The sequence below is a fragment of the Klebsiella sp. WP3-W18-ESBL-02 genome, from assembly GCF_014168815.1.
GTDB lineage: Bacteria > Pseudomonadota > Gammaproteobacteria > Enterobacterales > Enterobacteriaceae > Kluyvera > Kluyvera ascorbata_B.
The window spans coordinates 3109947-3126423 of record NZ_AP021972.1; the positions used below are offsets into that span (position 1 = coordinate 3109947).

A 16477-nucleotide genomic window follows, 5' to 3' on the forward strand; every position below is an offset into this window, starting at 1 on the left:
CCTCGAATATAAGCTTATTGACATCCAGACTCGCTCCTGAGGAGAAAACCATGAAAAAAATTACGGGTGTTTATACCGCACCACGTCCGCACTGGGTGGGCGACGGTTTTCCGGTTCGTTCGTTATTTTCTTATCAGTCGCACGGCGAAAGCCTGAGCCCGTTTTTACTACTTGATTACGCCGGGCCGCAACACTTCCCCGCTGACGGTGCTAAACGCGGCGTGGGTGAGCATCCGCACCGCGGTTTTGAGACGGTCACTCTCGTCTACGCGGGAGAAGTCGAGCATCGTGACTCTACCGGTAAAGGCGGCGTTATTGGACCCGGCGACGTGCAGTGGATGACCGCCGGCTCGGGCATTCTGCATCAGGAATTTCACTCGGCAGCGTTTGCCCAGCGTGGCGGCGAGCTGAAAATGATCCAGCTGTGGGTCAATCTGCCGGCAAAAGACAAGATGACCGCGCCGGGATATCAGAGCATAGAAGCCGCATCGATTCCTGTCGTGGCGCTGCCGGATGACAGCGGAACGCTACGCGCGATCGCCGGGCGCTACCGCGACACCAGGGGCCCGGCCCACACCTTCTCGCCGCTTAACGTCTGGGATATCCAGATTAATCAGGACAAAGAGGTCATGTTTGAGCAGCCCGACGGCTGGAGCACCGCACTGGTGGTGCTGGAGGGTAGCGTAACGGTCAACGGTGAAAGTGCCGTCCAGGAAGCGCAGCTGGTTGTCATGAGTCATCAGGGCGAGCAGGTGCATTTGCACGCCAGCAGCGATGCCAGGGTTCTGGTGCTGGCCGGAGAACCAATTAATGAACCGATTGTGGGCTATGGCCCCTTCGTGATGAACAGTCAAACCGAAATTGCCGAAGCCGTTCGCGATTTTAACGCTGGCCGTTTTGGTCAAATGTAAAACGACAGAAGTTAAAAACATGGCGCTCCCGCGACACAAAGGCGCAGTGCGTGATTACGCATTGAGCGGCTCGATCCACAGCGTCAGTCCCCTCCCCCGCCGTTTACGGTGGGGGAATGCTCAATGCTTAACCGAACGATAAAGAAAGCCGAAATTATGCTTGACCGTTTTAGGTCAACTCCCTATAGTAGCGCCCCGTTGACCACCTAAGGTGAGCAGCAAAACAATATGGTGAGGTGTCCGAGTGGCTGAAGGAGCACGCCTGGAAAGTGTGTATACGGCAACGTATCCGGGGTTCGAATCCCCGCCTCACCGCCATATTTAAAGAAGAGCTCGTACGCAAGTACGGGCTTTTTTTTCGCCTGTTGCACAACCAGGCGGGGTGAGAACCCCGGACCCGGGTTCGACAACTGGCGCAGCCAGTTGGACAGACCGTGAACACAGTGAACGGGCTGCCCGCAGGGCGAGCGAAGCGAGTCAATCCCCGCCTCACCGCCATATTCGAAGAAGAGCTCGTACGCAAGTACGGGCTTTTTTTTCGCCTGTTGCACAGCCTGGCGGGGTGAGAACCCCGGACCCGGCACAATCACGTAGCCCGGCCAAGCGCAGCGCCGCCGGGGGCCGCTCGGTCTACCTGACCGCCACCTTATCCGCGACCTGAGTCACCCGCTGCAAAGACTCCGCCGTCAGCGGCGTATCGACACGCACCCGCAGTTGCCCAACGATCCGCCCCTGAATCGGTTCACAGCTGCTGTACACCAGCTGCGGGTGACCACCGAGCGCCTTCGCAATCTGCTGCAAATCCGGTTCCCGCCCGTTCACACCATTAAAATGCAGCGTGATCAGCTGCTGTCCTTCGACCATGATTTCACGATTCTCCTCGCGCCCGTGATGCAGCGTCCCGAGCATTCCGCGCGTCACCTCATGCTGCGGGTCGCCAAACACCTGCCAGACTTCACCGTGCTCAATAATCCGTCCTTTCTCCAGCACCGCCACCCGATCGCACAGCGTACGAATCACGTCCATCTCGTGGGTAATCAGAATAATGGTCAGCCCCAGACGCTGGTTAATCTCTTTGAGCAGGCTCAGCACGGCTAGCGTATTTTCCGGATCGAGCGCCGAAGTCGCCTCATCGCAAAGCAAAATTTCTGGCTGCGTGACCAGCGCCCTGGCAATCCCGGTTCGCTGTTTTTGCCCACCGGACAATTGCGAGGGATAGCTCGCGCGGAGTGACTCCAGCCCCACCAACCGAAGCATCTCCTCAACGCGGCGGCGGCGTTCGATGGCCGGAATACCGGCCATTCGCAGCGGCAGTTCAATATTCTCCGCCACCGTCCTGGTGGAATGCAGATTGAAGTGCTGGAAAATCATCGCCACCCGGCGGCGTAAATCGCGCAGCGGCCCGCTGCCGCCGCCATCAATGGGGACGTCGTGAATACCTATTTCACCGCGATCGGCGCGCTCCAGGCGGTTAAACAGCCGCAGCAGCGTCGATTTCCCCGCGCCGCTGCGCCCGATAATGCCGAATATTTCACCCGCGTGAATATCGAGACTGATGTCTTCCAGCGCCTGAACGCCGTTCGGGTAGGCTTTACTGATGCCACGCAGGCGGATGTGCGGCGTATTCTGGTGCTGTGTCATACGCTGTCTCCTAAAAACCGGGGGCAATCTTTCCCTGATAACGGGTCAAAATAAACTGGCGCACCGCGTCGGAATTAAGCGCTTTCGCCAGCTTTTGAATGCCGGGATCGTTAATGTTGTCGGGGCGCGCCACAAGATATTCAACGTACAGGCTTTTGCCTTTTTCAACGATCAACGCTTTGTCCGTATCAATTCCCGCTTCCAGCGCATAGTTAGCAAAGACAAACGCCAGATCCACCTGATTCAGCGCCCGCGCCAGCATCGCCCCTTCCAGCGGGCGAATTTTGAAATGGTGTGGATTGGCGGTGATATCTTTCTCCGTCGACTGCGGGTCCTGTGGGTTTTTCAACGTAATCAGCCCCGCTTCGCTGAGCAGCACCAGCGAGCGCCCGGTATTGACCGGATCGTTAGGAATCGCGATCGTTGCGCCGTCCGGCAGGTCGTGCAGATTTTTATATTTCGTCGAGTAGGCGCCAAACGGCTCGATGTGGACACCCACCACCGGCACCAGGTTGGTATGACGGTTTTTGTTATAATCATCGAGGAACGGGCGATACTGATAGTAGTTGGCATCGAGATTTTTCTCCGCCAGCTGCTGATTAGGCTGAATAAAATCGTTGAAGACTTTGATTTTCAGATCTACCCCTTCCTTCGCCAGCACCGGTTTCACAAACGCCAGTATTTCAGCATGCGGAACGGGCGTGGCGCCTACCAACAGGGTTTCATTGGCCATCGCCGAATAAGAGAACAGCGCCAGCAGCCCGGCAATCACGGTTTTTTTCATTGTTGATACCTGTTAAGCGATTTATTGACGACTCATACGGCGCACCAGGCGGTCGCCGCTCATTTGTAAAACCTGTACCAGCGCAATCAGCAGCACCACCGTCACCGCCATCACGTCGGTCTGAAAACGTTGGTAGCCAAAGCGTATGGCTAAATCTCCCAGCCCGCCGCCGCCGATAACGCCGGCCATTGAGGTGTAATCCACCAGCACAATCGCCGTGACGGTAACGGCGGCAATCAGCCCCGATCGCGCCTCCGGCAGCAGCGTGTACCAGATTAGCTGCCAGGTGCTGCCGCCCATCGCCCAGCTGGCTTCCACCAGCCCGTGGTCCACTTCGCGCAACGACGTCTCTACCAATCGTGCAAAGAACGGCGCACAGCCCGCGACCAGCGGCGGAATGGTACCTTCCACGCCCAGCGAGGTGCCGGTAATCAGCGTGGTCAACGGGATCATGACGATCAGCAAAATGATGAACGGCAGCGATCGCAGTACGTTAACCAGCAGCGAGAGCACGCGATACAGCGTCGGGGCATGCAACAGCCGCGGCTGCCCGGTGAGGTAGAGCACCACGCCCAGCGGCAGGCCGATCAGTACGGTAAAGCCCAGTGCCCAGGCCAGCATCGTCAGGGTATCTGCCCCCGCCTGCGCCACGTCACCCCAATCAATTTCGGCCAGAAAAGCGAGCATCGTGCCTCCTCAGTTCCAGTCGTGGCGCGCGGGCGCTTTGCCGTTCAACACCCAGTTACCCAGCAGGTGATACTTCCAGCGCACCGGATCGTGCAGCGTGTGAACCCGCCCGTTGCGCCAGTGGCGATCGAAGTTGTAGCGCGGATGGGTCGAGCGCGTACCGCCCAGCTCAAACAGCCGCGTCGAGGCCTCCAGCGCGGCTTCGGTGGTAAATATTTTGGCGCGAGCAACCGCTATAGACGCTAGCGCCACGGTCTCTTCGGTCAGCGTGTGTTTATAGCGGTCGAGCACTCTACCCGCCTGTTCAAGCAGCGCCTCAGCGGCGGCGAGTCGGCTATCCAGCGCACCAATCTGATACACCGTCAGCGGATCGTCTCCGGCCCGCTCCACCCCTGCGTCGATCCACGGGCGAGCGAACTGATTCACAAAACTGACGGTATCGTTCAACGCGGCGCGGGCGATCCCCGCATCAATAGCCGCCGTCGTGAGCTGGGCAAACGGCCCGGCGAGAGTGGGCGTCGCGTAAGATTTCCAGCTGGGAATGATATTGAACGGCTCAACCCGCAGGTTCTCCACCAGCACCGTACCGCTGGAGGTGGTGCGCTGGCCCAGGCAGGCCCAGTCGTTGACAACCGTCACGCCCAGCGTGTTGCGCGGCACGAAGGCCAGCTGTGCCAGCCCATCCTCATCCAACGCCAGTACGCCAAGCCAGTGAGCATACAGTGAACCCGTGCAGTAGCCTTTGCGTCCGTCAATGCGCAGGCCATCGTCAGTCTGGGTCAGCCGGGTCTGAATATCCTGTACCGTTTTACCGCCGGTTTCCGACAGCGCATTGGCAAATCGATAGCCCTGCAGCACGAGATCGAAGAAGTAGCGCTGCTGTTCTTCGCTGCCCTGCAGGCGAATATCTTCCAGCAGGCAGTAGTGGTTTTGCGGGATTTGCCCCAGCGCCGGATCTGCCGCCGAGATAATGGCAATCACCGACGCCAGCGTCGCCGCGGAAACCTCGGCCCCGCCAAAACGGCGCGGTACGGTTATCCCCCATAGCCCGCTGTTGGAGTAGGTATTGACGACGTCGGGCGGCACTACGACGCTCAGGTCTCGCTCGGAGGCGCCGGCCTGTAAAAAAGCAGCGATCTCGTGGGCGATGCTCAGCGCCTCTTCATCACTGGCGATACGATGGGCGTTCGGCGCATGGTGCGTATAGTCGGGAACAGCGTGATTTACGGGCATAGCATGGTCTCACTTGAATGTTATCAGCACGTTCAGACGCAACATCCGGTTGATATTTATACATATCATTAAATGGAATGAATTATTGCGTCTTTAACTTTTTAGGTTATATGCATTGATAGCAAACTTTGTGCCATACATTATTATTTATATTTTTCAGTACGTTATTGCCGTTATCGCGCGATAAGGAGTGTAAAATGCAACACGCTGCTGCTGCCACTGTTGGATTTGCAACAACCAAAAACAACAAAGCCCGGTTTCCCGGGCTTTGCAGACGTAACTGCGATTAATAGTAGGCTTTCAGCGTGCGCTGGCACAGCGCCGAACGCACGCAGTCATCTTTGGTAAAGCGGACAATGCCTATCATTTCATCTTCTTCAAAACGATCCAGCGCGTCACTAAGACCGGACTGAACGCCGCGCGGCAGGTCACATTGGGTGATATCCCCGTTGACGATAACCGTGACGTTCTCCCCGAGGCGGGTTAAAAACATCTTCATTTGCGCTGCGGTAACGTTCTGAGCCTCATCAAGAATCACCACCGCATTTTCAAATGTACGTCCGCGCATATAGGCGAATGGCGCAATCTCTACCTTACCAATTTCCGGGCGCAGGCAATATTGCATAAAGGAAGCCCCCAGCCGTTTTACCAGCACGTCGTAAACGGGGCGGAAATACGGCGCGAATTTCTCTGAGATGTCGCCGGGCAGGAAGCCGAGATCTTCATCGGCCTGCAAGACCGGGCGCGTGACGATGATTTTATTCACATCCTTATGTATCAGCGCCTCGGCCGCTTTGGCCGCGCTAATCCAGGTCTTGCCGCAGCCTGCCTCGCCGGTGGCGAAAATCAGTTGCTTACTCTCGATAGCATTCAGGTAACGTGCCTGAGCGTCATTGCGGGCCACGATGGGCGAATGGTCGCGGCTGTCCCGCGCCATGCCAATCGCTTCCACTCCACCCATTTGCACAAGCGAGGTGACCGATTCGTCTTCACGTTGTTTGTGGCTGCGTGAATCCCGCCTCAGCACACGTTTTGCTTCGCGATGAGCTTTGATCACTGCTTTCTGTCTTCCCATGGATAGCACCTTGAGTTGTTGGTTTACATCACACGCGCTAAATACAGCGCGATTATGCGCACGAACGTCTGAGGTTTGGCTTCCTTGTAAGCCATAGCAACTGCCTGTCGAAATGACGAAAACGCACGGCTACGCGCACCGCACAATACGTCGGGAACAACGAGATGAATGCACATTGGATGAAAAATTGAGGTGACGAAATCGCTGCCGGAGAGAGGGCCTCCGCGCTGGATGGTACGGGCTGTTGGTTTGTTGAGTCCGGTCAAGGACGCTACCATTCGCGATCTCCATAGTGAAACGGAAACTACCGCTTTATTTATTATTACATCCAAATCAACAAAAGATGCAACATAATTTTTACATAAACATAACGATAGCGTTCAGAGATAGCATCTGACACTTATGTGACAGTTTTATATCAATCAGGGGGGAAATGAAAAAAAAGGACTGATTTTTGGCGATATTCTGAAGTTTGGGAGAAATCCCGGGGTCGCTTACGCTCGCCCGGGCGACAAATAGGCAGCCGGATGGCGGCGTGAACGCCTTATCCGGCCTACAAGCGTGCACCGTACAATGTAGCCCGGCCAAGCAAAGCACCGCCGGGACTGCACTCAAGCCTGCAACAGCGTGCTGCCCAAATAACGCTTATCCGATGCCACGCCCGGCAGCACAAAGAAATACCCGCCGCCAATCGGCTTCACGTACTCCTCTAGCGCTTCACCGTTCAGGCGTTTCTGCACCGTCAGGAACCCTTTTTCAAGGTCATGCTGATAGCAGACAAACAGCAGGCCCATATCGAGTTGACCCGAGTTAGACACCCCCAGCGAGTAGCTGTAACCCCGCCGCATCATCAGGCCCGACTGCGTCTCTTTAGTGCGCGGGTTGGCCAGACGAATGTGGCTGTCCAGCGCAATCACGTCACCGTTCGGGTCACGGGTGTAGTCAGGCGTATCGTGCTCGTTCTTCATCCCCAGCGGCGCGCCGCTGTGCTTATCACGCCCGAAAATCGTCTGCTGCTCTTTAAGCGGCGTACGATCCCAGGACTCAACGTGGAACTGAATAATGCGCACAGCCTGATAAGTACCGCCCTTCGCCCACGCGGGTTCACCCTGATCGCCCGTTACCCACACCACCTCGTCCATCAGCGGTTTATCGCTGCCGTCCGGGTTGGCGGTGCCGTCTTTAAAACCGAGCAGGTTGATGGGTGTCTCTTTGCCTTTACTGCGCGCGGCATGGTCAGAGATAAACCCTTCCCGCTTCCAGCGCACGCTCAGCAAATCTGGCGAGTGCTTGATAATGTCGCGCAGCGCATGGATCACTGTATCCTGCGTGTTGGCGCAAATCTGCAATAGCAGATCGCCGTGGCACAGCGCCGCATCCAGCGAATCATTCGGGAAACGAACCATTTTTTGCAGCTTCTTCGGCGCTTTATCGGCAAGGCCAAAGCGGCTATCAAACAGCGAGTGTCCGACCGACACCGTGATGGTCAGATTATCCGGCGCGATAAACGCGCCGAGAATGCCCGAATCCATCGGCGGCAGTCGCGGGTTTGGCGTATCCGGCGCCGGGCCACCTTTGGTGAGGAAAGCAATGCGGTCCGTCAGCAAACGAAACAGACGCTCAAGGTCTGATTTGTCTGCCGCCAGCACATCAAACGCCACCAGCATCATTGCAGCCTGCTGCGGCGTCAAAACGCCTGCCTGATGCTCGCCGTAAAACGGCTGGGTTTCCATCCGGCTATTGGCCACCGGCGCATCACTGGCTTTCGCCGCGTGCGCCACCGGGCAACCGCCTGAAATTGCCAGCGCGCCGCCCAGCGCGCCGATCCCTTTTAATAAACGGCGACGTGAAGGTTCATTCAGGTCGTCGGCGTGTTGCTTTGCCATCTTACTTAATCCAGCCCCAGAATCCCGCGCAGTTGAGACAAATCTTCCGCCAGCGTGGTGATCGGCCCCTTCAGCGCATTACGGTCCGCATCGGTCAACTTGTCATAAGTTTCAAAACCGTCTTTCGTGCGATATTTCGCGAGAATGCCGTCCACTTTCTTGAAGTTGGCGTCAACTTTCGCCAGCAATGCGGCGTTCTCTTTTTGCAGCTGCGGACGCAGCAGGTCGACAATTTTCTGTGCGCCGTCGATATTCGCCTGGAAGTCCCACAGATCGGTATGGCTGTAGCGGTCCTCTTCCCCGCTGATTTTGCTCGCGGCCACTTCTTCAATCAGGCCAGCTGCACCGCCCACCACTTTTGACGGCGGGAAAGCCAGCTCGTCGATACGTTTTTGCAGCTCCAGCACGTCGCCATTAAGCTGGGTCGCGTAGTGCTCCATGCCCTTAACGCTGTTGTCGCCAAACAGCGCTTTTTCCAGACGGTGGAAGCCGGTAAATTTCGGGTCGGCCGCTTTTTGTTCGTAGTCGTCTTCACGCGCGTCAATGCTGCCGTCGAGGTCAGAGAACAACTCGGCAATCGGTTCAATACGCTCGTAGTGCTGACGCGTCGGCGCATACAGGGATTTCGCTTTTTCGATATCGCCCGCTTTTACCGCGTCGGTAAAGGCTTTAGTGCCTTTGACCAGTTCGGCGGTTTCGGCCGTCACGTAGGCTTTATACGCGGTAATCGCCGCGCCCAGATCGCGCAGCGCGTCGGCTTTCGCCACGTCTTTGCCCGCTTCTCCCTTCACGATCAGCTTGCCTTTCGGGTTGGTCAACAGGCCGCAGGTCATCTCGTACTCACCCGGCTGCAGGTTGGCGGTCATCTTCTGGGTAAAGCCTGGCGCGATATTCTCGCGCTCTTCCACCACCATCACCCCTTTCAGGATCTCCCATTCCAGCGCCTTCTGGCTGTGGTTCTGAATGATAAACTGGGTTTTACCCGCGTCCACGGTAATCGACATCGGTTCACACTGTTTGTCGTTTACCGTCACTTTAACCTGCGGAATATCGGCAGCGTGTGCCATAAACGCCGTCGAGAAGAGCGCGGCAATCCCCGTCTGCAACGCGCTGCGGCGGAAGTTCTTGGTCATGGTCCATCCCTTTCAATAAGTAGAGTGTGATGCCATCACCGTTATCGCTTTCAAGGGGCGATACGGGATGTTGACGTTGTTGCACGCGGCGGCCAGAAGAACAGCACCAGTGCCGGAATCAAATACAGGAAATAGACCGCCACTTCGCTGATGCTCGGCGCTTCCTGATAGCCAAAGATACCTTCCAGCAGGGTGCCGAAAAGCGAATGCGTAGTCAGCGTGCCGCTGAGATCGAAGGCGACATCCTGGAAGGCGTTCCACAGGCCCGCTTCGTGGAAGGCGCGAATCGCCCCCGCAGCCAGCCCAGCCGCAACCAGCAGAATAAACAGGCTCGTCCAGCGGAAAAATACGCCAAGGTTCAGGCGAATACCGCCCCAGTAGAGCAGAAAGCCCAGCACTACCGCGGTGGCCAGGCCGAGCATCGCACCCAGCGGCGGCCAGATACCGAGATCCTGCTGGAAAGCCGCCAGCAGGAAGAAGACCGACTCCAGCCCTTCGCGCGCCACGGCGAAAAAGACCATCATGATCAGCGCCCAGCCGTGGTTATTCCCCTTTTGCAGGGCATTGTCTACCGCCTGCTCCAGCTGCTGTTTGACGTTGCGGGAGACTTTACGCATCCAGAACACCATCCAGGTCAGGATAACCACGGCGATGACCGCCACCAGCCCTTCAAACAGTTCCTGCTCTTTTTGCGGGAACTCACCGGTCGTCTCGTTAATAAAGATCCCCAAGCCCAGGCACAGCGCGGCGGCCAGGAAAACGCCAATCCACATTACCCCAATCCAGCGACCGCGCTGGGTTCGCTTCAGATAGCTGGCAATCAGGCTGACAATCAGCGCTGCTTCCAGCCCTTCGCGCAACATGATGAGAAAAGGAACAAACATGCAAACACCCTTAAATGTGAAACGCCGTCAACTTATGCAAAGACAGGTAAATGTGAGTGATAGTGATTATCATTAAGCCAAAAAGAAACACAAGTGAAATATGTGGGAAATAATGACGAGATGTAAAAGAATAGCAACGATATAGTTGCGTTGATTATCACTGGCACGCTAGAGCAATGGGCGTAAAAAACCCGCGAAACCGCGGGTTTACGTAGGCCTGATAAGCGTAGCGCCATCAGGCTGTTCGGCTCATATTGCCGGATGGCGGCGTAAACGCCTTATCCAGCCTACCGCTGTTCCTGTTCCTGTAAACGTGACGGCGGCGCAGAGTGGTAATGGGCGTCTGCTTCAGCAAAACGCGCCTGCATCGTCTTCGACGGCGCCTTATCCAGCAGGCTGAACAGCACAATGCCGACGCTACCGAAGATAAAGCCAGGAATAATTTCGTACAGCCCCAGCCAGCCGAACTGTTTCCAGACGATAACGGTAACGGCACCGATGATCATCCCGGCCAGCGCGCCGTTGCGGGTCATACGTGACCACATCACCGAGAACAGGACCACCGGGCCAAACGCAGCGCCGAAGCCAGCCCACGCATAGCTCACCAGTCCCAGTACGCGGTTTTCGGGGTTAGCGGCCAGCGCAATGGCCACCAGCGCCACCACCAGCACCATCAGGCGCCCTACCCACACCAGCTCTTTCTGACTGGCGTTTTTACGCAGAAACGCTTTGTACAGATCTTCGGTAATCGCGCTTGAACACACCAGCAGCTGGCAGCTCAGGGTCGACATCACCGCAGCCAGAATCGCTGACAGCAGAATACCGGCAATCCACGGGTTAAACAGAATCTGCGCCAGCTCGATAAACACGCGTTCGGCGTTCTGGCCAACCGGTCCGGCCAGCGCCGGGTTGTTCTGGAAGTAGGCAATACCGAAGAAGCCTACCGCCACCGCACCGGCCAGGCAGAGGATCATCCACGTCATGCTGATACGACGCGCATGCACAATGCTGTGGTGGGAATCCGCGGCCATAAAGCGCGCCAGAATGTGCGGCTGGCCGAAGTAACCCAGCCCCCAGCCCATCAGCGACACAATGGCAACAAAGTTCAGCCCTTTGAGCATATCGACGTTCTCAATGCTCTTCTGCTTAATCACTTCCAGCGAATCGCCAAGGCCGCCAACGGCGAAAATAACGATAACCGGCGTCAGGATCAGCGCGAAAATCATCAGGCTGGCCTGCACGGTGTCGGTCCAGCTCACCGCCAGGAAACCACCGATGAAGGTATACAGGATGGTCGCCGCCGCCCCCGCCCACAGCGCGGTTTCATAGCTCATACCGAAGGTGCTTTCAAACAGTCGCGCACCGGCCACAATTCCGGATGCGCAATAAATGGTGAAGAACAGCAGGATCACCAGCGCAGAGATAATGCGCAGCACGCGGCTCTTGTCTTCAAAGCGGCCGGTGAAATAGTCCGGCAGGGTTAAGGCATTATTATTGACTTCGGTATGCACGCGCAGACGCCCGGCAACCAGCTTCCAGTTGATCCACGCGCCCAGGGTCAGGCCGATAGCGATCCAGCTTTCAGAGATCCCGGCGATAAAAATCGCCCCCGGCAGGCCCATCAGCAGCCAGCCGCTCATATCAGAGGCACCGGCGGACAGCGCGGTCACGAATGGCCCAAGACTGCGGCCGCCAAGAATATAGTCATCAAAGTTTTTGGTGTTGCGCCATGCAATAAAGCCAATGAGGATCATGCCAAAAATATAGACAAGAAAAGTCACCAGCATCGGGGTGCTAATAGTCATTCAACTCTCCAGAAATATGCGTCGGCAACATCCCAATTTGCCGTTTTTTATCATTGCCGGAACGGGGCAATCATTTGAAGCGACCGTATCCTGACGGAAGCGGAATTTTTTCACAAACGATTTAACACTGCATTTACATCAAATGCATCAGGCTGGAGATAGCATTTTTCTATAGGTTGCACTCCCTCACGCTTTTTCAGGTTGCACCCAAAATAACTGTTAAGTAGCGCATAAAAACTCGCACCATGACGTATTGCTCAGCGCCTTTATCATAAGTTTTACCTTTAACAATTAATTCATTTTTAAGCCTGCAACAGACGTCACATTTAACACGGTTGCACAAAGTTGCAACATGAGTGATATTCCTGTTACGCAAAAAATATGACAACCGAGCAACAGGAGTAGATGGCATGGGCACCACCACCATGGGGGTTAAGCTGGATGACGCAACGCGTGAGCGAATTAAGAGTGCGGCGACCCGAATCGACCGTACCCCTCACTGGCTAATCAAGCAGGCAATTTTCAATTATCTGGAAAAGCTGGAAAATGACGAGCTCCTGCCGGAGCTGCCCGCGCTGCTGTCCGGTGCCGCTAACGAAAGCGACGAAACGCCACAGCCGGCCGACGACAACCCTCAGCCGTTCCTTGAGTTCGCCGAGCAGATCCTGCCCCAGTCGGTCACCCGCGCCGCGATCACCGCCGCCTGGCGCCGCAGCGAAACCGACGCCGTCCCCATGCTGCTGGAGCAGGCACGTCTGCCGCAGCCGATCGCCGAGCAGGCGCATCAGCTCGCCTGGAAGCTAGCGGAAAAGCTACGCAATCAGAAAACCGCCAGCGGTCGCGCCGGAATGGTACAAAGCCTGCTGCAAGAGTTCTCCCTCTCCTCTCAGGAAGGGGTCGCGCTGATGTGCCTGGCGGAAGCGCTGCTGCGTATTCCTGACAAGGCAACCCGCGATGCCTTAATCCGCGATAAAATCAGCAACGGCAACTGGCAGTCGCATATTGGCCGCAGCCCGTCATTATTTGTTAACGCAGCCACCTGGGGGCTGCTGTTTACCGGCAAACTGGTCTCCACCCACAACGAAACCAGCCTGTCGCGCTCGCTGAACCGGATTATCGGTAAAAGCGGTGAACCGCTGGTGCGCAAAGGCGTGGACATGGCGATGCGCCTGATGGGCGAGCAGTTCGTCACCGGCGAAACCATTGCCGAAGCTCTGGCCAACGCCCGCAAGCTGGAAGAGAAAGGCTTCCGCTACTCCTACGATATGCTCGGCGAAGCGGCGCTTACCGCCGCCGACGCCCAGGCCTATATGGTCTCTTATCAGCAGGCTATTCACGCCATTGGTAAGGCCTCCAACGGCCGCGGCATTTATGAAGGCCCGGGCATTTCTATCAAACTGTCTGCCCTGCACCCACGCTATAGCCGCGCGCAGTACGATCGCGTGATGGATGAGCTGTACCCGCGTCTGAAGTCCCTGACCCTGCTGGCACGCCAGTACGATATCGGCATTAACATCGATGCCGAAGAAGCCGACCGATTAGAGATCTCCCTCGATCTGCTGGAGAAACTGTGCTTCGAACCGGCGCTGGCCGGCTGGAACGGCATCGGTTTCGTGATTCAGGCCTACCAGAAGCGCTGCCCGTTCGTCATCGACTACCTGATCGACCTCGCCACCCGCAGCCGTCGCCGTCTGATGATCCGTCTGGTTAAAGGCGCGTACTGGGACAGCGAAATCAAACGCGCGCAGATGGACGGCCTGGAAGGCTATCCGGTGTATACCCGCAAAGTGTATACCGACGTTTCTTACCTGGCCTGCGCCAAAAAGCTGCTCGGCGTCCCTAACCTGATTTACCCACAGTTCGCGACCCATAACGCCCACACGCTGGCGGCGATTTACCAGCTGGCCGGCAATAACTACTATCCGGGGCAGTACGAATTCCAGTGCCTGCACGGGATGGGTGAGCCGCTTTACGAGCAGGTGGTGGGGAAAGTGGCTGACGGCAAGCTGAATCGCCCGTGCCGCATTTATGCTCCGGTGGGGACCCACGAAACGCTGCTGGCCTACCTGGTTCGCCGCCTGCTGGAAAACGGCGCGAATACCTCGTTCGTTAACCGCATCGCCGACAGCAGCCTGCCGCTGGATGAGCTGGTCGCCGATCCGGTGCTGGCCGTCGAGAAGATGGCTCTGCAGGAAGGCGCGTCCGGGCTGCCGCACCCGAAAATTCCGCTGCCGCGCGATCTCTATGGCAGCGGCCGCGTCAACTCAGCAGGCCTGGATCTGGCCAACGAACACCGCCTGGCGTCGCTCTCCTCCTCGCTGCTCAACAGCGCGCTGCATAAATGGACCGCAAAACCGATGCTGGAGCATCCGGTTGCCGACGGCGATATGCTGTCGGTGATTAACCCGGCGGAGCCGAAAGATATCGTCGGCTATGTCCGGGAAGCCAGCGAACAGGAAGTAGAGCAAGCGCTGGAAAGCGCGGTGAACAACGCACCCATCTGGTTCGCCACCCCGCCGCAGGAGCGCGCCGCCATTCTCGAACGCGCCGCGGTGCTGATGGAAGATCAGATGCAGCCGCTGATGGGCATTCTGGTACGTGAAGCCGGTAAAACCTTCAGCAACGCCATCGCCGAAGTGCGTGAAGCAGTGGACTTCCTGCACTACTACGCCGGTCAGGTTCGTGACGACTTCGATAACGAAACCCACCGCCCGCTGGGCCCGGTGGTGTGTATCAGCCCGTGGAACTTCCCGCTGGCGATCTTTATGGGGCAGATTGCCGCCGCGCTTGCCGCAGGCAACAGCGTGCTGGCAAAACCAGCCGAACAAACGCCGCTCATTGCCGCGCAGGGTATCGCACTGCTGCTGGAGGCTGGCGTACCGGCTGGCGTGGTCCAATTGCTGCCGGGTCGCGGTGAAACCGTCGGCGCGCAGCTGACCTCTGATGCCCGCGTGCGCGGCGTCATGTTTACCGGTTCGACGGAAGTCGCCGGCCTGCTGCAGCGTAATATCGCCACCCGTCTGGACGCACAGGGCCGCCCGACGCCGCTGATTGCCGAAACCGGCGGGATGAACGCCATGATCGTTGACTCTTCCGCCCTGACCGAGCAGGTGGTGGTGGACGTAGTCGCCTCCGCCTTCGACAGCGCCGGTCAGCGCTGCTCCGCCCTGCGCGTATTGTGCCTGCAGGATGACGTCGCGGACCATACGCTGACCATGCTGCGCGGCGCAATGGCCGAATGCCGCATGGGCAACCCGGGCCGCCTGACGACCGACATCGGCCCGGTGATTGACGCCGAGGCGAAAGCCGGCATTGAGAAACACATTCAGGCCATGCGCGCCAAAGGCCGCACCGTGTTCCAGGCCGCGCGTGAAAATGCCGAAGACAGCCGCGAATGGCAGAGTGGGACCTTTATCCCACCGACGCTGATTGAACTCGACAGCTTCGACGAGCTGAAAAAAGAGGTCTTTGGTCCGGTGCTGCACGTTGTTCGCTACAGCCGCAACCAGCTGGATCAGTTGATCGCGCAGATCAACGCCTCGGGCTACGGTCTGACCCTGGGCGTGCACACCCGCATTGATGAAACCATTGCGCAGGTGACCGGCAGCGCGAAAGTCGGCAACCTGTACGTTAACCGGAATATGGTGGGCGCAGTGGTTGGGGTGCAGCCGTTCGGCGGTGAAGGCCTCTCCGGCACCGGCCCGAAAGCGGGCGGCCCGATGTACCTGTATCGCCTGCTGGCGAGCCGCCCGGAAACGGCGCTGGCGAAAACGCTGGCACGCCAGGACGCCGGTCAGGCCGTCGATACTCAGCTGAAAACGCTGCTGGAAAAACCGCTGACCGAACTGCAGGGCTGGATGGCCGATCGCCCGGCGCTGCTGGCGATCAGCAAGCAGTACAGCGAGCTGGCACAGGCCGGCACCCAGCGGGTGCTGCCGGGCCCCACCGGCGAGCGCAACACCTGGACGCTGGTCCCACGCGAACGAGTGCTGTGCGTGGCGGATAACGAAACGGACCTGCTGACCCAGCTGTCTGCAGTGATGGCAGTAGGCAGTGAAGTGCTGTGGCAGGATGCGCCACTGCAACGTGAGCTGGTGAAATCATTGCCGAAAGCGGTGAGCGAACGTATCCACTTCGCGAAGCCGGAAACGCTGATGAACGCCTTCTTCGATGCGGTGATTTACCACGGTGATTCTGACCAGCTGCGCGAACTGTGCGAACAGGTGGCGGCGCGCGACGGGGCGATTGTGTCGGTGCAGGGTTTTGCCCGCGGTGAAACCAACCTGCTGCTGGAGCGTCTGTACCATGAGCGTTCGCTCAGCGTGAACACCGCCGCAGCGGGCGGAAACGCCAGCTTGATGACGATTGGTTAAGATTTTCAAACCCGGCGATTGCCGGGTAAGACTGATGACAACATCCGCAATGCCCGATGGCGCTA

The 16477-nt window shown here is 57.6% G+C and carries 11 protein-coding genes and 1 tRNA gene; 3 read left to right on the forward strand and 9 right to left on the reverse strand.

Annotation, left to right across the window (positions count from 1 at the left end; genetic code table 11):
• The first annotated feature begins 50 nt into the window (after positions 1–50).
• Together H7R56_RS14945 and H7R56_RS14950 are read left to right on the forward strand one after the other, a co-directional pair.
• Positions 51–911 carry a pirin family protein gene (locus H7R56_RS14945; RefSeq protein WP_106926224.1) on the forward strand — a complete coding sequence of 287 codons (861 nt, stop codon included), beginning with the start codon at positions 51–53 and terminating at the stop codon, positions 909–911.
• A gap of 230 nt (positions 912–1141) precedes the next feature.
• Positions 1142–1229 (forward strand) — tRNA-Ser (locus H7R56_RS14950).
• 312 nt (positions 1230–1541) lie between these two features.
• On the opposite strand, the gene H7R56_RS14955 is transcribed toward H7R56_RS14950, so the two are convergent.
• The 9 genes from H7R56_RS14955 to putP all read right to left on the reverse strand — a co-directional run bounded on the left by H7R56_RS14955 (position 1542) and on the right by putP (position 12039).
• A complete protein-coding gene (locus H7R56_RS14955; protein ID WP_106926222.1) occupies positions 1542–2552 on the reverse strand; it encodes a methionine ABC transporter ATP-binding protein in 1011 nt (336 codons plus the stop codon).
• Between the two features lie 10 nt (positions 2553–2562).
• A complete protein-coding gene (locus H7R56_RS14960) occupies positions 2563–3336 on the reverse strand; it encodes a MetQ/NlpA family ABC transporter substrate-binding protein (RefSeq protein WP_106926220.1) in 774 nt (257 codons plus the stop codon).
• A 21-nt stretch (positions 3337–3357) separates the two neighbouring features.
• Positions 3358–4023 carry a methionine ABC transporter permease gene (locus H7R56_RS14965; RefSeq protein ID WP_106926218.1) on the reverse strand — a complete coding sequence of 222 codons (666 nt, stop codon included), beginning with the start codon at positions 4021–4023 and terminating at the stop codon, positions 3358–3360.
• A 9-nt stretch (positions 4024–4032) separates the two neighbouring features.
• Positions 4033–5256: an SfnB family sulfur acquisition oxidoreductase gene (locus H7R56_RS14970; protein WP_106926216.1), complete on the reverse strand. Its 1224-nt coding sequence runs from the start codon at positions 5254–5256 to the stop codon at positions 4033–4035.
• A 286-nt stretch (positions 5257–5542) separates the two neighbouring features.
• Positions 5543–6331, reverse strand: a complete 789-nt coding sequence (gene phoH / locus H7R56_RS14975; RefSeq protein ID WP_181357984.1) for a phosphate starvation-inducible protein PhoH — start codon at positions 6329–6331, stop codon at positions 5543–5545.
• A gap of 611 nt (positions 6332–6942) precedes the next feature.
• Positions 6943–8217 (reverse strand): iron uptake transporter deferrochelatase/peroxidase subunit, encoded by a 1275-nt coding sequence (gene efeB, locus H7R56_RS14980; protein WP_106926210.1) that lies wholly within the window; start codon positions 8215–8217, stop codon positions 6943–6945.
• Between the two features lie 5 nt (positions 8218–8222).
• On the reverse strand, positions 8223–9350 hold the full coding sequence (gene efeO, locus H7R56_RS14985; protein WP_106926208.1) for an iron uptake system protein EfeO: 1128 nt from the start codon (positions 9348–9350) through the stop codon (positions 8223–8225).
• A gap of 50 nt (positions 9351–9400) precedes the next feature.
• Complete coding sequence (gene efeU / locus H7R56_RS14990) at positions 9401–10234, reverse strand: iron uptake transporter permease EfeU (RefSeq protein WP_106926206.1); 834 nt, start codon at positions 10232–10234, stop codon at positions 9401–9403.
• A gap of 287 nt (positions 10235–10521) precedes the next feature.
• A complete protein-coding gene (gene putP / locus H7R56_RS14995) occupies positions 10522–12039 on the reverse strand; it encodes a sodium/proline symporter PutP (protein ID WP_106926204.1) in 1518 nt (505 codons plus the stop codon).
• A 410-nt stretch (positions 12040–12449) separates the two neighbouring features.
• Here putP and putA point away from each other — a divergent pair, with 410 nt between their 5' ends.
• Positions 12450–16412: a trifunctional transcriptional regulator/proline dehydrogenase/L-glutamate gamma-semialdehyde dehydrogenase gene (gene putA, locus H7R56_RS15000; protein ID WP_106926202.1), complete on the forward strand. Its 3963-nt coding sequence runs from the start codon at positions 12450–12452 to the stop codon at positions 16410–16412.
• Positions 16413–16477: the final 65 nt, after the last annotated feature.

Coding starts and splice junctions, on each gene's coding strand:
- H7R56_RS14945 (WP_106926224.1), top strand. CDS start 51: ATGAAAAAAATTACGGGTGTTTATACCGCACCACGTCCGCACTGGGTG.
- H7R56_RS14955 (WP_106926222.1), bottom strand. CDS start 2,552: ATGACACAGCACCAGAATACGCCGCACATCCGCCTGCGTGGCATCAGT.
- H7R56_RS14960 (WP_106926220.1), bottom strand. CDS start 3,336: ATGAAAAAAACCGTGATTGCCGGGCTGCTGGCGCTGTTCTCTTATTCG.
- H7R56_RS14965 (WP_106926218.1), bottom strand. CDS start 4,023: ATGCTCGCTTTTCTGGCCGAAATTGATTGGGGTGACGTGGCGCAGGCG.
- H7R56_RS14970 (WP_106926216.1), bottom strand. CDS start 5,256: ATGCCCGTAAATCACGCTGTTCCCGACTATACGCACCATGCGCCGAAC.
- phoH (WP_181357984.1), bottom strand. CDS start 6,331: ATGGGAAGACAGAAAGCAGTGATCAAAGCTCATCGCGAAGCAAAACGT.
- efeB (WP_106926210.1), bottom strand. CDS start 8,217: ATGGCAAAGCAACACGCCGACGACCTGAATGAACCTTCACGTCGCCGT.
- efeO (WP_106926208.1), bottom strand. CDS start 9,350: ATGACCAAGAACTTCCGCCGCAGCGCGTTGCAGACGGGGATTGCCGCG.
- efeU (WP_106926206.1), bottom strand. CDS start 10,234: ATGTTTGTTCCTTTTCTCATCATGTTGCGCGAAGGGCTGGAAGCAGCG.
- putP (WP_106926204.1), bottom strand. CDS start 12,039: ATGACTATTAGCACCCCGATGCTGGTGACTTTTCTTGTCTATATTTTT.
- putA (WP_106926202.1), top strand. CDS start 12,450: ATGGGCACCACCACCATGGGGGTTAAGCTGGATGACGCAACGCGTGAG.